The 16,485-nt window shown below is 41.1% G+C and carries 19 protein-coding genes; 4 read left to right on the top strand and 15 right to left on the bottom strand.

Annotation, left to right across the window (positions count from 1 at the left end; genetic code table 11):
- Positions 1 to 41 precede the first annotated feature (41 nt).
- On the top strand, positions 42 to 488 hold the full coding sequence (locus MKZ03_RS05080; protein ID WP_034663474.1) for a ferritin-like domain-containing protein: 447 nt from the start codon (positions 42 to 44) through the stop codon (positions 486 to 488).
- Positions 489 to 685: 197 nt separating this feature from the next.
- On the opposite strand, the gene MKZ03_RS05075 is transcribed toward MKZ03_RS05080, so the two are convergent.
- From MKZ03_RS05075 to MKZ03_RS05065, 3 genes are read right to left on the bottom strand one after another with little or no spacing between them, the layout of a single operon-like run.
- Positions 686 to 1,096, bottom strand: coding sequence for a DoxX family protein (locus MKZ03_RS05075; RefSeq protein WP_034663477.1), 411 nt, complete (start codon positions 1,094 to 1,096; stop codon positions 686 to 688).
- A gap of 57 nt (positions 1,097 to 1,153) precedes the next feature.
- A complete protein-coding gene (locus MKZ03_RS05070) occupies positions 1,154 to 1,993 on the bottom strand; it encodes a M56 family metallopeptidase (RefSeq protein ID WP_334748544.1) in 840 nt (279 codons plus the stop codon).
- Positions 1,986 to 2,408, bottom strand: a complete 423-nt coding sequence (locus MKZ03_RS05065) for a BlaI/MecI/CopY family transcriptional regulator (protein WP_024425495.1) — start codon at positions 2,406 to 2,408, stop codon at positions 1,986 to 1,988. Before MKZ03_RS05065 ends, MKZ03_RS05070 begins: the two co-directional genes overlap by 8 nt.
- A 266-nt stretch (positions 2,409 to 2,674) precedes the next feature.
- Between MKZ03_RS05065 and MKZ03_RS05060 the strand changes: the two genes are divergently transcribed.
- On the top strand, positions 2,675 to 3,820 hold the full coding sequence (locus tag MKZ03_RS05060) for an AbrB family transcriptional regulator (RefSeq protein WP_334750255.1): 1,146 nt from the start codon (positions 2,675 to 2,677) through the stop codon (positions 3,818 to 3,820).
- Between the two features lie 34 nt (positions 3,821 to 3,854).
- Here the strand turns inward: MKZ03_RS05060 and lepB are convergent, their stop codons facing one another.
- Together lepB and MKZ03_RS05050 are read right to left on the bottom strand one after the other, a co-directional pair.
- On the bottom strand, positions 3,855 to 4,367 hold the full coding sequence (gene lepB, locus MKZ03_RS05055) for a signal peptidase I (RefSeq protein ID WP_034663490.1): 513 nt from the start codon (positions 4,365 to 4,367) through the stop codon (positions 3,855 to 3,857).
- On the bottom strand, positions 4,367 to 4,984 hold the full coding sequence (locus tag MKZ03_RS05050; protein WP_034663493.1) for a TVP38/TMEM64 family protein: 618 nt from the start codon (positions 4,982 to 4,984) through the stop codon (positions 4,367 to 4,369). The genes lepB and MKZ03_RS05050 overlap by 1 nt, the downstream gene beginning before the upstream one ends.
- Positions 4,985 to 5,146: 162 nt before the next feature.
- Between MKZ03_RS05050 and MKZ03_RS05045 the strand changes: the two genes are divergently transcribed.
- Positions 5,147 to 5,509, top strand: coding sequence for a hypothetical protein (locus MKZ03_RS05045; protein WP_307499418.1), 363 nt, complete (start codon positions 5,147 to 5,149; stop codon positions 5,507 to 5,509).
- A 68-nt stretch (positions 5,510 to 5,577) separates the two neighbouring features.
- On the opposite strand, the gene MKZ03_RS05040 is transcribed toward MKZ03_RS05045, so the two are convergent.
- The 7 genes from MKZ03_RS05040 to MKZ03_RS05010 all read right to left on the bottom strand — a co-directional run bounded on the left by MKZ03_RS05040 (position 5,578) and on the right by MKZ03_RS05010 (position 11,957).
- Positions 5,578 to 6,534 (bottom strand): LCP family protein, encoded by a 957-nt coding sequence (locus tag MKZ03_RS05040; protein WP_106031443.1) that lies wholly within the window; start codon positions 6,532 to 6,534, stop codon positions 5,578 to 5,580.
- A gap of 140 nt (positions 6,535 to 6,674) precedes the next feature.
- A complete protein-coding gene (locus tag MKZ03_RS05035) occupies positions 6,675 to 7,619 on the bottom strand; it encodes a siderophore ABC transporter substrate-binding protein (RefSeq protein ID WP_307499417.1) in 945 nt (314 codons plus the stop codon).
- Positions 7,620 to 7,641: 22 nt separating this feature from the next.
- Entirely contained in the window at positions 7,642 to 8,400 is a 759-nt protein-coding gene (locus MKZ03_RS05030; RefSeq protein ID WP_095284989.1) for an iron ABC transporter ATP-binding protein, read from the bottom strand.
- Positions 8,391 to 9,341: an iron chelate uptake ABC transporter family permease subunit gene (locus MKZ03_RS05025; RefSeq protein ID WP_307499416.1), complete on the bottom strand. Its 951-nt coding sequence runs from the start codon at positions 9,339 to 9,341 to the stop codon at positions 8,391 to 8,393. The genes MKZ03_RS05030 and MKZ03_RS05025 overlap by 10 nt, the downstream gene beginning before the upstream one ends.
- A complete protein-coding gene (locus MKZ03_RS05020) occupies positions 9,334 to 10,284 on the bottom strand; it encodes an ABC transporter permease (protein WP_066031073.1) in 951 nt (316 codons plus the stop codon). The genes MKZ03_RS05025 and MKZ03_RS05020 overlap by 8 nt, the downstream gene beginning before the upstream one ends.
- Positions 10,285 to 10,447: 163 nt before the next feature.
- The gene (locus MKZ03_RS05015) at positions 10,448 to 10,723 is read right to left on the bottom strand and encodes a barstar family protein (RefSeq protein WP_060595943.1); all 276 of its coding nucleotides are present in this window, start codon (positions 10,721 to 10,723) and stop codon (positions 10,448 to 10,450) included.
- Between the two features lie 64 nt (positions 10,724 to 10,787).
- Entirely contained in the window at positions 10,788 to 11,957 is a 1,170-nt protein-coding gene (locus MKZ03_RS05010) for an MFS transporter (protein WP_341031152.1), read from the bottom strand.
- 145 nt (positions 11,958 to 12,102) lie between these two features.
- On the opposite strand from MKZ03_RS05010, the gene pdxR reads away from it, so the two are divergent.
- Positions 12,103 to 13,542 carry a MocR-like pyridoxine biosynthesis transcription factor PdxR gene (gene pdxR / locus MKZ03_RS05005; protein WP_307499415.1) on the top strand — a complete coding sequence of 480 codons (1,440 nt, stop codon included), beginning with the start codon at positions 12,103 to 12,105 and terminating at the stop codon, positions 13,540 to 13,542.
- 32 nt (positions 13,543 to 13,574) lie between these two features.
- Here pdxR and MKZ03_RS05000 read toward each other — a convergent pair whose 3' ends face one another.
- From MKZ03_RS05000 to MKZ03_RS04990, 3 genes are all read right to left on the bottom strand, one after another.
- Positions 13,575 to 14,057, bottom strand: a complete 483-nt coding sequence (locus MKZ03_RS05000; protein ID WP_341031148.1) for a hypothetical protein — start codon at positions 14,055 to 14,057, stop codon at positions 13,575 to 13,577.
- A gap of 351 nt (positions 14,058 to 14,408) precedes the next feature.
- Entirely contained in the window at positions 14,409 to 15,515 is a 1,107-nt protein-coding gene (locus tag MKZ03_RS04995) for a D-TA family PLP-dependent enzyme (RefSeq protein ID WP_334748533.1), read from the bottom strand.
- Positions 15,516 to 15,683: 168 nt separating this feature from the next.
- On the bottom strand, positions 15,684 to 16,262 hold the full coding sequence (locus MKZ03_RS04990) for a competence protein ComK (RefSeq protein WP_341031146.1): 579 nt from the start codon (positions 16,260 to 16,262) through the stop codon (positions 15,684 to 15,686).
- Positions 16,263 to 16,485 lie beyond the last annotated feature (223 nt).

The following is a 16,485-nucleotide window of genomic DNA, read 5'->3' as shown; positions in this document are numbered from 1 at the left end:
TATCATAAACCATCATGAACAAAAAGGAGGCTGGCAATATCATGTATTACGATTACTATGACTACTCGCCATATGACATGCGCCAAAACACAAGGATCATTTCAGACCTTGAGAAGGCGATCAATGGTGAATATTCTGCGATCCAATGCTACGAAAAACTTGCCCAAAAAGCAAAAAACCCTGAGGCGAAAAAGGTCATTCAAGAAATACGTCAGGATGAAGTCAGACACTATCAACTATTTTCAAAGCTATATTATTCTTTAACAGGTAGAAACCACAAACCAAGCGTAACAGAACCTTGTCCAGAACAATTCAGAGAAGGACTTATGTTTGCCTTTAAAGATGAACAAAAAACGGTCGATTTTTACTTAAGCGTGTCAGACTATGTCCGTGACCAAGGAACAAAAGAGCTAATGAAACGTATCGCTCAAGATGAACAGCAGCATGCTGTATGGTTTTTATACCTTTTAACGCACCATGTGTCTTAGATAGTCCTATTTTAATAGGAGATCGTATGTTCCGTCAAAAAATGAAATCGATTTTTCGTTCCTTCAATATGTCAAAGTTAGCGCTAAATGTAGCAAAGTCTCACATCCCTACCTCATTTTCAAACGAGAAAATGAGAATTTGACCATTAAAAAAACTCCTCTGCCACAAATAGCAGAAGGAGTTTTTTCATGATCTTTTAATGAAATTTTGCTTCATTGCTTTGCTGCTGATGCTTGAGAACCCCATCAATTGACAGCAGCTTACTGCCGCTAAGTGTTAAATAAAGCGCCATGACGAGCAGCGAAAGTTCAAATTCATAACCGCCAACAAATCCTTTAGAAAAACCAACAGTAATAATCGCTACAGCCATAATTGGTACAAATAATGCTGCGAAAATACGTGTTCCTAGACCTAAAATCAAAGCGATACCCCCGACTAGCTCAATTGTCTTGACAATATAGGCCATAAATTCGGGTAAACCGATTTGCCCAAAGAATGCTGCTGTTCCTCCCAGTCCTCCTTGATATGCCTGAAGTCCGTGTAAAAAGAAAATAATACCTAAAATAACGCGTACAAAAAGTGTTCCTATTTCTTGATTCGTTTTCATATAGTGAATTCCTCCTGTTTTTACACTACATAATGTAATGTTAATAAGTAAAAAAAATTAGTAATTTAAGTTGAGCATAATCATTAAGACCACCATCAGAATGGCTGATGTGACAATTGGAATAATTGGTACATTAAAAGGAATATTGTAAGTTGGATTTAAGATTTTTTGTATTCTTAAATTCAATGCCCGATCTCCAAAGGACACCGCAAACTTTGTTTGTTTTTGAAACTGGGTTTTCTTTTTAATCAGTTTCAAAAGGGCCTGCCCTACTCCAAGCTCAGTACCTGTCTGCTGAATGGCATAGTCATCTGCAATCACTTCGCGAAAAACAGAGTAGCTTTGTCTCATATGCTTTAACACTGGAATGTACCAAATGACTTTTGTGAGCATTGAGAACATGAAAGCTTTTAAGGGATCATAGCTGTATTTGTGATGCAATTCATGATGAACAACAGCGTCAATCTCCTCTTCATCCAGCATGTCCATGAGAGCTGTTGATAAATAAACCTTTGGGTGAAGCATCCCCATTGCAAAGGCAAGCGGTTCATGACAGTGAAACACAAAGATATCGTTTTGATATTTCTCTGACAGAGATTCGGTTGACTGTTGTTCGACTGCCAACATCATATGTCGTTTGAATTGAATGTACTTGCTGATTTGCTTTGCCATATAGAAAATTGCAAATCCCAATGTGTAGAGGACTAAGGCATCCAGAAAGTATTTTAAAGGAGTGAATCCATAGAATTCGAGCACGGACTGGCATACATGGATCAGGTTATATGCTTGGTTCCAGCCAAAAAAGCTTGAAAGCACGTAATACCCCATCTGATAAAAAATGGCTAAACCAATCAATATACCGCCTAAAAACAGCAGACTCGACTTCATTTTATTCATTTTGCTGCTCCTCTTTTTTAGATGCTAGCCTTGCTTCTAGAACTTTGAGTAATTCAGGATCAGCACTTTCAATCGCATCCACCATATGATTCACTGCCAATGGACCAAAATCGTCCATCAATCCTTGCGTAATCCATTTTGTTTGCTCATTTAGAAATTCTTCTTTTGTTAAAATGGGATTATAAATAGATGAGCGCCCTTTTGTTTTCTTCTCCACAATTCCTTTTTCGGTTAAGCGGTTCAGCACAGTCATCACCGTGTTGAAATTAATCGGCTTTTCATCTGACAGCTTCTGCTGCACCTCTTTAATCGGCATATCCTCACCTTGATAAAGGATCTCCATAATTCTTCCCTCTAAAGGACCAAAAAAACGATTCAATCCTTTTTCATTATATTTAAAAGAAGGAATTTTCATGTTATCACCCCACACTAAGCATTGTAGTGTAAATGAAAATGATAGTCAACTGATAAGATAAATAGGGGAAAATCGTTGTATATTGACTTTGCTTTTGGTAAAAATTATTTCTTTCTTTATAAGAATTTGCTAACCATTTATTGATAAGATAATCTTATGAAAATGGTAAAAAAAATCGTATTTTATTTATAGAGACTTTTGTATTATAGTGAAGATAACAACATTTCACTTACTGAACAAACATATAGGAAGAAGGTTTACATGTGATGAAACAAGGAAACAGCCTTCGAACCGATCTCATTCTGATTGCGATAAGCGGTTTAGGTGGATTTCTTTTGTCTTTAACAGGAATGTCTATTGGCTGGATGGTTGGTACATTAATCACAGCAGCTTTTATTGCCATGCGCCGCCCCACCCTGTTTCAGCGTAAAGGAACCAGCACCTTACGTATTCACAGCAGATGGCTGCTCCTTGGTCAATTCATTCTCGGAATCGAACTCGGACAGAAAATGAATATGAAGGTCCTTCACATTTTCGCTGAAAATTGGCTCCCTGTGAGTTTCATGCTCGTCTTTTCTATTCTACTGGCGATGCTCTCAGGCTTTGCCTTATGGAAGCTGAGCAAAACAGATATGCTGACAAGCTTTGTCGGAACTGCCCCCGGCGGTTTATCCGCTATGCCGGGGATTGCCCAAGAGGTGGGAGCAAATACAGCTGTTGTGAGTCTCGTGCAAACGATACGTGTATTAATGGTTGTACTCACTATCCCTTTTACAGTGTTTTATTTAAATACAAAAAACCAAGCGGATGCGGCTGTAGCTACGCAAGGAAGCGCCTTCTCTTCGGGCGTTTTCACCCTGTCAAACATCTCTTGGACCGCTGCGCTTATTTTAGGTGCCTGGCTCATGTCACGCCTGGCAGTTCGTCTTCATTTCCCTGCCCCTTGGCTGATCGGCAGCATGCTAGGCGTCGCAGCTCTTCAAGTTGGTGCGGGCGCACTCATAGGTTATGATTTGATTCCTTATTGGCCGGCACAAGCGAACATTGCGTCTCAAGTATTTCTAGGTGCAACCATCGGTTCAAAAATGAATAAACAGATGTTTGTCGGACTAAAAAACACTCTCATTGTGGCTGTCGTCAGCTCAGCTGGGCTAATTGCTGCGACTGTCCTCAGCTCTATTGCCATTGCTGAGATCACAGGCATTTCTGTCATTACAGCCATTCTTGCCTTTTCGCCTGGCGGTATTGCAGAGATGGCAACAACAGCGGTCACACTTCACGAGGATTCTACCTTTGTTGTGGCTGTACAAGTCGTCAGAATTATTCTCGTCATTGCAATGCTGCCACCGTTTTTCCGGTTCTTACATCATGTCTGGGCAAAAAGGCAGCCTGATTATAAAGCCGCAAAATAAAAAAAAGACGCTTTGCATATGCAGAGCGCCTTTTTTATTCGCTGGTATTCCTTTTGACACCGACGACTTGATCCTTTGAAATGGTGCCAAAATGCCGGCTGTCAAAGCTATGTATTCGGTTATCTCCAACCACAAAGTAATGATTGTTTTTGATTTTATCGTCTCCTGTGATGGCTTTCAGCTGAAAATCCCCTGTCAGGACGTTCCCCATTTTATGTTTTTTCTGCTCTTTTAAATAAGGTTCCTTCTTTTTTTCACCATCGACAAATAACTGATCATCTTCATACTTGATCGTTTCTCCTGGGAGTCCAATGACCCGTTTGATCAAGATTTGATTTTTAGGTCCGTGAAATAACACATAATCAAACCGGCTAATTTTCGTGAGTTTTGGCGAGAACTTATTGATTAATAATTCTGTTCCATCTGTAAAAGTTGGGTCCATACTAACCCCTTCTACTTTGTACGTGACAAACATGAAATTCTTTACTTGGAACAATAAGACGATGCCTGTAATAATCATCAACCATAGCAATGGCTTCTTTTTCATTAAGAGCCTCCTTTGTCCTCACGCTTGCTCATTCGAATGTTCAACCTGTTTTCTACTCTCTTTCCAACATACCATAATAACGCGATAACTAGAACCGCAAAAACACTTCTTAACGGATTCTTAACTAAAGCAGAAAGATCATAGCCAATAAAACTAATGATAAAAAGCATGACACACTTGCCAGATAAAGCAGCTAATGAGAATTGCCAAAAGCTAATTCTTGATAAACCCGCTACAACATTGACGGCAGCAGAGGGCGTGAAAGGAAAGCAAAGTAAAATAAATAACGGACCAAACCCCCGCTTCTCCACCCAAAGCATCAATTTTTTAATGGAAGGATGCCTACTGATAAAGTTGAGCATTCTCATCTGTCCAAATTTTCTGATCAGCAAAAAGACAAGAATAGACCCTGCACTTGCGCCAATCCAGGTCAATAAAAAGCCTTCCCAAAGGCCGAATGCATTTGCATTCGCTACAGCAAACGCAACGAGTGGTAAAAACGGAAGAAATGCTTCTATTAAGGGTAGCAATATGGCCACAATCGGTCCAAAGGCCTTGTAGCTTTCAAAAAATGATGTGATATTTTCATGAGTAAATAGGGAAAGAAATGATGTCAACTTCTTTGACTCCTTCAAGGTTTGTCTACTTTTCATTTTACATGGAAAACATAAAAATATACAAATGAATCCCCCCTGCCCCCTTGAGATTGTTTGACTCATTCGATATAATAAATAAGAACAAGTGTTCTATATATATATATAAAGAAAGCAGGCTTGGACATGACGAGACTATCAAGAATACAGCTTCAGATGATGGAACAGGCCATCTTTCTTCCAATGGTCATCTCCATCCTCAATCGTGATTTGACTCACTTAAAACAACATCAAACATTTAAACTAAATGAACCATACATTCAGCTTATGACCTCTGCCTTAAAGGAAGCACAGAAAGCACTTTATGAACTGAAGCAGCATTTACGTAAAGAAAAAATGAAGGTACAGCAAATTGAACACGATGAAGGATTTACAACTTATCTATTTATCATAGATGGCTATGAAGAAAAGCATAAATACTTTAATCCACGTATACGCCACCGGGTAGAGGAACTGCTGACTCAGTATTTTCTTCATCAAGCGAACTGAATTTGCTTCATTGTCGCACTTACCCATTCAAAGCAAAAAGCCTGCCACAGCGGCAGGCTCCTTCTTGTTTATGATAATTCAAGCTGTTCTCTCAGCTCTGTTCTCACTTCTTCTAATCCAGCGCCATCTAACTCAAAGTAATACACATTCCCAGGCTGATAATCATGGCCCTTCAGCTGAATGGTATCCACTGATTTCAATGAGCTCAATAACGGGAAAAGACCGATAAACTGCTTCATGGACAGATTGGTTGAAACATTATCACCAAGTGTATCAATGATGTTGTCATATGACGGGATCGAAGAAATGGATTTAGATTTTTCAAAGATGGCTTGAAGTGCTTCCATTTGGCGCTTTCCGCGCATGAGGTCACTGTCTGCCTTTCTCGTTCTCACAAAGGCTAATGCTTCTTCACCATTTAATGTATGGGCGCCTGTCTGCACATGAACTTTTCCCTTTGAATCCTTTTCCATTTGTTTTGCGATACCTTCATCTTCAATCGTGACGTCAATTCCATTTAACTCATCCACAATGTCTTGAAATGCCTTAAAGTTCCCTGAAATCACATAATCTACAGGAATGTTCAGCAGGTTTTCGACCGTTTTGACTGACAAATCTGCACTCCCAAACGCATGGGCGTGGGCGATTTTATCATATCCTCTTCCCGGTATATCAACATAAGAATCACGAGGAATACTGAGGAGCTTGATGGTTTTCTCTGTTCGGTTCACCGCCGCCAGTAAGACCGCATCACTTCTTGCTTCGTCTACCGTTTCACCTGGACGGCTGTCAATTCCAAGCAAGAGCACCGAGAAGCTGTCTTTTCCTGGATCAAAAGCTTTCACACGCTTTTGCGAGGTGTCTCCTCTTTCTAATGACACTTGCGCCTTATCCGACGCTTTTGAAATTTTATAGTAAGCATATCCTGTCACGGACACTGCCATCACCATGACAAAAGCCATGATAAACAGCACGGCTTTCACCCAAGGTCTCAGCCTTCTTTTTGATCTTGTTTTTTCCTTCATCCTTTCCGAACCCTCACTCTATCTTAGTCTATCAATGTAGGTTCCACTATAACATATTTTGATGAAAGTTTCCTGCACGCAACATATTTTTATGAATCCACAATAAAAAAAGCCGCTCAGTACGAGCAGCTTTTCTTCCATTATTTTTGGTCAATTCCTTGTTTTACTTCATCAATCATGGCAGTCAATGATTCAAGGCCGCCGCCAGATAAATACCACATGTCAGAGTTCAAATACACCACATGGTTGTTTTTGACCGCTTTGATTGATTTCACATAATCATTTTCAACAAGCTGTTTCGCAGAAGTTTCTTCTCCGATCGCTGCGCCTCGATCAATGACAAATAAGTAATCCGGATTCGTTTTGACCATGTACTCATATGAAATGCTTTGTCCGTGTTTGTCAGATGGCTCAAGCTTTTGATCTGCCGGCGTGATACCAAACACATCATGGATGAGTCCGTATCTTGACTTAGCACCAAAGGCTGTCATTTTACTGTCGTTGGCCATGATCATTAAACCATTCTGTTTCAACTCTTTTGCCTGTTTCTTTAATGCATCTACTTTTTGATCAATGGCTGCTAATTCTTTTTTGACTTCGTCTTCCTTATCAAAAATTTCCCCTAACGTCGTGGCATTCTTTTTAAATGATTCCATATAGTTGGCAGTGTCTACATCCATCAAAATCGTAGGAGCAATTTTAGAAAATTCATCGAATGCATCTGATTGACGGTTCTGGATAATGATCAAATCAGGATCTAACTCTGCAATTTTTTCAAAGTTCGGCTCTTTTAAACCGCCGACATTCTCATATTTGTCACCTTCATATTTGGATAAATATTTAGGCACGACTTGTTTTGGTAAAGCTGTCACATCCACACCTAGTTTGTCCAGCGTATCAAGACTTCCCATATCAAACACGACGACTTTTTTCGGGTTTTTCTTGATCTTCACGCCATCTTTATTCAGCATGTCTTTTACCGTGACGGTTTCCTCTTTTGTTCCTTCTGTTTTTCCTTGGTTCCCGCAGGCAGCGAGTACAACAATCGCTGTTAATACAGTCATCATCCAAATCCATTTTTTCATACTTGATCACCTCTTCATTTTTTTAAGAAAAATATAAGCAAATACGCTCACCGTGAATGACTTCAATCGGTATGCGCATGTCATAAATTTGTTCAAGTGCATCTGTTTGAATCACTTCTTCTACTCCGCCTTCTTTGATCACCTGTCCATCTTTTAAAGCGACGATATGATCGGAATACACAGATGCAAAGTTAATATCATGGAGAACCACAACAATTGTTTTCCCAAGATCTTTGACGAGCTGCTTAAATAGCTTCATCATCTCAACAGAATGATTCATATCCAAATTGTTTAAAGGCTCATCTAAGAAAATATAATCCGTATCCTGAGCCAGCACCATCGCAATAAAGGCTCTTTGCCTTTGTCCGCCGCTCAGTTCATCTACATATTGATGCTGGATATCGGCAAGCCTCATGTATTGAAGAGACACATCGATCATCTTCTCATCTTCTTTTGTCAGATGACCCTGTGAGTAAGGAAAACGGCCAAAGCTGACAAGCTCCCGTACGGTCAGGCGCACACTCATGTGATTGGCCTGCTTTAAAATGCTCATCTTTTTCGCTAGCTCCTGCGGAGGATACGCGCTATATGGTTTGTCCTGTAAATAAGCTGCACCTGTGTCTGGCTGAATCAGGCGGCTCATGATGGACAAAAGCGTGCTCTTACCCGCACCATTTGGACCAATGAGAGAGGTCAGCTGTCCTTTTTTCACACTGACAGTTGTTTCGTGAAGCACTGTTTTTCCGTTATATGTCTTACTGACTCCCTTCATCACGACCATGAACGACTCTCCTTTAAAAGTAAGTAAATAAAATACAATCCGCCTACTAAATCAATCAGGACACTCAGCGGCGTTTGAAAAGTAAATACCTTTTCGACAAGAAACTCCCCGCCTACAAGGGCAATGACACCGATGAAAAAAGAACCTAGCAGCAAGTACGTATGCCGGTACGTCCGAAAGAGCTCTCGTGCTACATTTACGACGAGTAAGCCGAGGAACGTAATCGGTCCGACAAGTGCTGTTGCGATGGACACAAGAACGGCTATCACGATCAGCATCTTTTTTGTGATGCTGTCATAGTCAATTCCCAGATTCACCGCATGCTCCTTCCCAAGTGACATGACATCTAATTTGGAGCGGAATGTCCAAATGTAAAGGCACAGCGCCGCAAATAAAACAGAAGCAATGAGTAAGATATCTGTGTTCATGTGATTAAAGCTTGCAAAGGATTTATCTTGTACGACCTGGTATTCATTTGGATCAATCAGCATTTCCATAAAAGAAGAAAGGCTTTTGAACAATGTCCCAAAGACAATACCAACAAGCAGAAGCAAGAAAATGTGTTTATTTTTCCGTTTGAACATCACCGTATATAACAGCACAGAAAATAGAATCATCAGCCCAACGCAAAGGAAAAAATTCAGGTTTTTATTGACGATCATAAAATTGGTCGAGCCAAACAGATAAATAATCGCTGTTTGCAAAAACAAGTACAGTGCGTCTAAACCTAGTATGCTCGGCGTTAAGATTCGATTGTTGGTCAAGGTTTGGAAGACAACAGATGAAAAGGCAATCGCGCCTCCCGTCAATGTCATCGCCAGCACTTTCTTTAAACGACTTGGCACTGTGTACGGCCAGTACCCCATTTGAAAGGTAATGAAAATCACGATCAGCACGGCTGCAATGGCTGCAATCAGGCATAATGTACGTTTCTTATGCATAGCGTTTCCTCCTTAATAACATGTACAGGAAGATCGCACTTCCGACGATGCCTACCATGAGCCCAACTGAAATTTCATATGGATAAATGATCACCCTTCCGAGCACATCACAAATCAGAACAAAAATGGCTCCTAGTAAGGCTGTATGCGGAAGGCTCTTTTTCAAGTGATCGCCGCGGTAGATCGATACAATATTCGGAATGATTAAGCCTAGGAATGGCAACATTCCGACAGTTAATATGGTGACAGATGTAATCATCGAAACGATCACCAAACCAACCGCCATCACACGTTTATACGTTAAACCTAAGTTGATGGCAAAGCTCTCACCCATACCCGCCACTGTAAAGCGGTCAGCATATAAATACGCGATGATCAATAGTGGAACACTCACATAGAGCAGTTCATAACGCCCCTGAACAATAAGAGAAAAATCCCCTTGAAGCCATGCAGATACGTTTTGGATCAGATCATATTTATAGGCTATAAACGTAGATATTGAACTGACAATCCCGCCAAACATTAAGCCGACTAACGGTACATAGATCGTATCGTTCACCTTAATATGCCGCAGGATTTTTAAGAAAAGAAGATTCCCAGCTAAAGTAAATAGAAACGCGATTCCCATTTTCATGAGCGGGCTCGCATGTGTAAAAACAAGCATTGCTGCTAAAATACCAAGCTTCGCCCAATCCATCGTTCCTGCAGTGGTTGGTGAAACAAATTTATTCCTCGTCATGCTTTGCATAATAAAGCCGCATAAACTAAGGCTCATGCCAGCAAGCACAATACTCATGAGACGCGGGATGCGACTTGAAACTAACGTATGTAATTGTTCATCTGTTAAATGAAACATCTGTAAAATGGACAGATCCTGTACACCGACAAACAGTGATACACATGCCAAACATACAAATAATAAACTTAATTGATACAACTTCATACTGGTTTCTCTCTTTCTATCAAGCTCTTTCCGCTAAAAATGATTATCATTATCAATTGAGCGACAGTTCATATATTATCATATCTAGTAAAATATTCAATAGCAGATTGAGAAAGACGGAAACTCATAAAAAAACAGCCTGCAGCGGCTGCTTTTTTCACCATTATTGAATGCTCACTTGAAATTGTCCTTTCAATTCCTCTTCTGCTTCTTGAAATAACTGCCTTACGCTTTCTGCATACTCGCCAAGAGCGTCTTTGCTCGTTTCAAAATTTACCCATGTCAGCTCTATTGGAAGATTTACTTCTCCTGTCAAACAGTCCCATAGGGCATCAAGATTTTTCCCGTAATAGTCAGGAAGGTGTAAAACTGTTTTTAGTTGGTCATGAAGCTCTTCTTGCGACCTGCACGATGCGCCGTCCAGCTGCACTTTTTTCATGTCATCTTCCCCTCTCATGCCTTTATTTTAAACGAACAGAAGGAAAAAGAGAAAGCGGGACTCCTCACTTCTGTTTCTGTCTGACACTTGAGATCAAAAGGATGAGACAAGCAGCCAAAACGACCAAGAAAAAGACGGTTAACACCATCTGGGTCCCGTACAGATCAGCAAAAAGACCGATAAAAACACTCGGAATACCCAGGCCTAAATAGGCAAACAAGTAAAATCCTGCAACGGCTCTAGCTGCCTCCTTTTTCCCCCGTTCGACAATAAGCTGAAGACCACCTAAATAAGTAAATCCATAGCAGGCAGTACCCGCAAGCATCGTTCCGGCAAGCACAAGAAGGATGGACCCGCTATTTGCTCCAAATAGCAAAAGGCCATATCCGCATGGAAGACAGATAAACCCGGCAAAGAGCGCTACTGTGCTATTCATCTTGCGAACAAAAGGCTGCATCAGGACACCTGCCATATTAATCAAAAAGAGTGCCGGCCCTACCCATAATTCATATCCATTCAATTTAAGCTGTGCTGGCAAAACCGAAATGACGAGGCCGCACACCGACCACGCGATGGCAATCGCTGCATTCGCCGGCATTGTTCCTTTTGGAAATGTTGGCAGGTTCATCATCGGTTTATCTGAATCTCCTTGTACAGGCGGAACGAAAAAGAAGACACCCACGATGGTTAGGATTAAAAGGCCCAGCACAATCCAATAGCTAAGAGGCGCAAGCGACATACGCTGAAAAGAAAGCAGTGCCGTAAAAAGAGCACCGCCCCCAAAGCCAACCGAACTGCATAACGCAATAAAAGTTGGAATCCAGCTTGATTTTTCTGGATATAAAGCAATCAAATAAGCGGTGCATGTGCCAACACTCAGACCAAGCCCCACCCCTTGCAGCAGCCGGGCTGCAAAGAGCATTTGTATGGTAGGGTGCACGATCATCAATAGGGTAGCACATAACGAAAAGCTTAGCGCGACCAATAAAACCGGTTTGCGTCCAGCCCGATCAGATATGCCGCCAAGAAAAAGCAAGACTGGAATCAGTCCGAAGACATATGCAGCAAATACAAGTGCTGTAGCCGCCTTTCCGTACCCTGCTTGTTCGGCATACAACGTATAAAGGGGCACTTGCAGATTCACTGCGGTCGTAATCATAAAAAGACCAAATAAAACGAATATAAATGGAATGATGGATAGGTGTGCTGTTTCTTCTTTAGATGCAGGGATCATTTGACTCTCTCCTCTATGTCATAAGCATATGACAACAGTGTACACACCTTTTGGCTTACTTCCTATATCCAAAAATGATGCTATTGACCACTCCATAATTCCGTGTCATCATCAAGTTATATGTGACAATGAGAGAAGGTGTCCGATGTATATTTATTTAGACCGCTCAAGTACAACCCCGCTCTGGCAGCAAATCGTGACTGGGATCATTCAACAAATTCATTCACAAAAACTGAATCCTGACGATCAGTTAACACCAACACGGGTATTAGCACAGGAGCTCAATGTATCAAGATCAACTATACAGCTTGCCTATGATGAACTGCTGGCAAGAGGATATGTCAGCACATCTAGAAGAGGCGGTACAAAGGTCATTTCGAGTGACCACTATGCAGCCTCCACTCCCCGTCAAAGTGACCCGCCTTTCCCTCTTCCGGTAAGACCACACTTTCAAGAGGCGGAGAAACAAATGGACCACTGGCTGTCGGCCAATCAATTTCATGAGAAACTCGATATTGATTTTCGACATCAGGAGCCAGCCATCGATGAACATTTTCAAAATATTTGGAAACGGTCGCTCACGAAAGCATTACAGCGATTAGATATGAAAGATTGGGGCTATTCCTCCCCGCACGGATTATGGGAAGTACGTTCAGAAATACGCCAATACTTATCTGTAGAACGCGGAATCGATGTAGAAGAAGATCAAATGGTGTTAACAGGTGGCACGCAGCAAGCCATTGATTTGATTTCACAGGTATTGCTTAAAAAAGGCGATACAGTAGCTGTTGAAGATCCAGGCTTTCCTGGGGCAAGGCTTTCATTTATGCATCGTGAAATGAACATTTATCCCGCACCCGTCGATGAAGAAGGAATCATGGTGAATACAGTGCCACGGCAAACAAAGCTGATTGCGGTGACGCCCTCCCATCAGCGTCCAACCGGTGTATGTATGAGTGTCAACAGAAGGCAGCAGCTGCTGAAATTTGCTGTCAGCCATCAGTCTTATATACTAGAGGATGATTTTGATGGAGATTATCGTTATCATGGCGGACCGCTTCCTTCATTATTTTCAGAAGCACCCGACCATGTGATTTACATCTTAAGCTTCTCCAAGGTGCTGACACCCGGCATCCGCCTTGCTGCCATTATCGGCTCCAAAGCGGTCATAAAAGAAATCGCTTCCCTGCAATCACTCATTCAAAGACAGCTGCCCATTATGGAACAGATCACACTCGCTTCTTTTTTCAGAGAAGGAGAATTTACGCGATATGTCAGGCGAATGAGACAGCTGTATAAAAAAAGACAGGCTGCCATGATGGATGCCCTTTTGACACAACACTTTGACAAGCACTTTCATATCTATGGAACCGATACGGGTCTTCATGTCTTTTTAGAAGGAGCGCCAGACTTTGACGAAAAAGGCAGTATTGAAGCAGCCAAAGCAGCGGGCGTTGGCATTTATCCATTAAGTCCTTATTGTTTTGAGAGCAACCGAAAGGGATTACTGCTAGGCTTCGCCTGTACGGACGAAAACATGATTCAAGAGGGTGTCCGCCGCTTAAAGCAAATACTTTATATGTAAAAAAAGCCTGAAAGTCCGCCTTCCAAGCTTTTTTACGTTGATTGCTGAATGCGGCCTACTTCTTCAATAAATGCAGCTGTCTGCTGCAATCCATCTTGCAGATGATGGGTAGCGGAAATAAACAGCTTTTCTTGACCTGGGTGCTTTAATAGCTGCTCCACCTGACCGATTCCTTTTTCAAATGAATGAAGACCTGTCTTTAATTGTTGATCCGTCTTTTGATAAGCGGCTGGAACTTCTTGATGAGCAAGCCCCTTTTGAATTACACGATCAAAGGCTTTCGTCGCTTTTTTCAATTTTTTATTTACTTGGATCTTTCCATGTCCATCTGAAATAAATTGGTCGGTCATGTTTTCATAAGCTTCATTTAACTCATCCATATAACGCTGAACCCATTGTTCATACGCAGCTTCTTTTGTGTCTTGTTTTGAAGGCGATTGACCTGCTTGCTGACAGGCTGCTAGTAATGTCACTGTCAATGTGAATAGCAGCATCAATTGCGATTGTTTTTTCATACAGAGCCTCCATTTCTTATTCCCATTCGTTCATATCGGTCATAGGAGTATCCTTTACCACATACGAACACTTTGCAAGAAATGATTTCTTTTATTGTAACAGACGGCTCGTGTCACTTCTGCGATTTATGAGTAAATGGATGAAAATACGTCTAAGGATCCACATTTTCCTGTCATTTGGTTGACAGTCTACCGATACACTTAATAGACGACTGGATATATGGATTTGGTTTCAATAAGTTCATGGTGGATGTTTTCTAATGAAAAGAAATACTTCGTTCGTGTCATCATGATGATGCCAAACGAAGTCGCCTTGTATTTTCCAAGTCTTAAATTATACATCCTGTTGATTTATTGAAGTTTACCTTTACAAGCAATCTCAAGTTCTTCGACTACTTCACCATCTTGAATGAGATATGCTTTTTCATGGAGATTGACAGCGGGACAAATATGATTTGGAATGATTTGCACCTTCTCACCGATCTGGACAGTCTGACGGAAGCCTTCGTGATAGATGATGGCATGCTCATCAAATACACTTGAAACAAATACATCATCATAGTCTTTTACTTTGCCTAGTCCTTTTGTTTTCGTCAGCCCTTTTGTACGGGTTTGAGCCGTGAGCCCTTTGGCTCCAACATCTGTAATGACACGGGCCTTTGTTGGCTTACTGATCACCGTCGTCAGCACAGCTGCCGCACAATGTGAAAAAGTGCCGATCACATTGGATTGAGAGGCATCCATGAAGATGTAAGTGCCTGGTCTGATTTCGGTGACTCCCTTTGGAATATCAAATTGAAATAAGAACGGCGGTGTTGATCCAATGCTCACTACCTCTAGCAGCATGCCTGCTTCTTTCGCAATCTGTGCAAACTGAAGCGTGCGATTCACAGCGTCTTCGTATAATGTCTGACAATGCGCTTTACTTTCCGCCTTATATGTATGTCCATCATGAGAAAAAATCCCCCTTAAATGAACGAAGTCACATGTTTGAATCGCCTGCAAGATTTGACGGAAATCACTCTCTTCAATGACACCAGATCTTTCTTCTCCAACTTCTATCTCAATTAGAACCTCCGCTTTTTTTTCTGCTCCACGAAAGACATGTTCAATTTGATACACATGCTCTACACAATCTATTCCAAATGAAATTTGTATCGACTCTGCCAGCTTTCGAATTCGCTTGAGCTTTGTCTCGCCTACAATTTGATTGGCGATAAAGATATCTGTCAGCCCATGCGCCGCCATTACTTCCGCTTCTCCTACTTTCGCTACAGTTAAGCCAGATGCGCCCATCTCCTCCTGCACCTTCGCAAGACTAGGTGTTTTATGTGTTTTCGTATGAGGACGCAGTTTGACTTGCTGACGATCCGCATATTGCTGCATAGCAGCTAAATTCTCCATCATTACCCGTTTATCAATTAATAGCGCCGGTGTATCTAGTTCATCATAAGTCATTATCATATCCCCTTTCACTGCTGCTCGTTATATAAAATTTTATACGTTATAGTTAAATTATATAATTTTTTATATAATTATCAATGTTTTTTTCTTCGAGAAAGAAAGACGATATGCTAAACCCTCGCTTCATAAGGAGTCCAGCGGCTGTCCTGCCGCTGGTTTTAGTTAATATCTGTTCCGAAGCTCCCTTAATATAAAATCGTATACAAGGTTGAGCTGTTGTTCCTTTGGATACAGCATAAATTCTTGTTTTTTAGGAAGACCTCCATCAAGACGATCTTGAAATTTCGTTCGGAGATACGCTGTTCCGTGCACCTGACTCTCAAATGATTTATATGAGACATCGAGTTTGACGGTTTGCTCATTTGTAAAGATGACCACCGTGTCTCCGAGGGATGATTCCTGGAAGGTATGAATGTATTTGTGGGAGATCCAGCCGCACTGAGGACGGTTGGATGAATAGGTTGGGAAGAAATACAAATGATTGGATGAGTCAATCACAATTGGAGGCTTGTGAGATATTCCTGTTACTTCATATGTTCCCGCTTTTCTGCCCGCATAGCTTGAGCCGAAGAATCTGCAGCTCCGTTCAATAATTTGCAGGGGCTTTAATTCAACGTAAAAGCTTGTCTCTCTTTCTATGACTTTTGAATATACTCTTTTTCCTTCTTCAACCGGAAGGACCGCCATTGTTGTTTGATTAATGACGTATGAATCTAAAGGTGTTTCACTAATTCCTGACACTTCATTTCCTCCTGTGTTAATTTTTGGTTATTTTAGATACTATTAATCTATCACCAACATATAAGAAACGACAGGATTTTTTCAAAATTTATTAAAAATCATCTTTTTATCGTATTTTTTAGTCCATTCGATCTAACGAAAAGCCTTTTTTAATGATATATCACATCCTGTCGATCGGACAAGAGATGTCGATTTCGCTCAAAAATAAATTGTCTAAAAATTA

This window comes from Bacillus sp. FSL R5-0431 (assembly GCF_038002985.1).
Lineage (GTDB): Bacteria > Bacillota > Bacilli > Bacillales > Bacillaceae > Bacillus.
The sequence above is the reverse complement of the archived record's forward strand: the minus strand, read 5'-3'. Positions and strand labels throughout refer to the sequence as shown.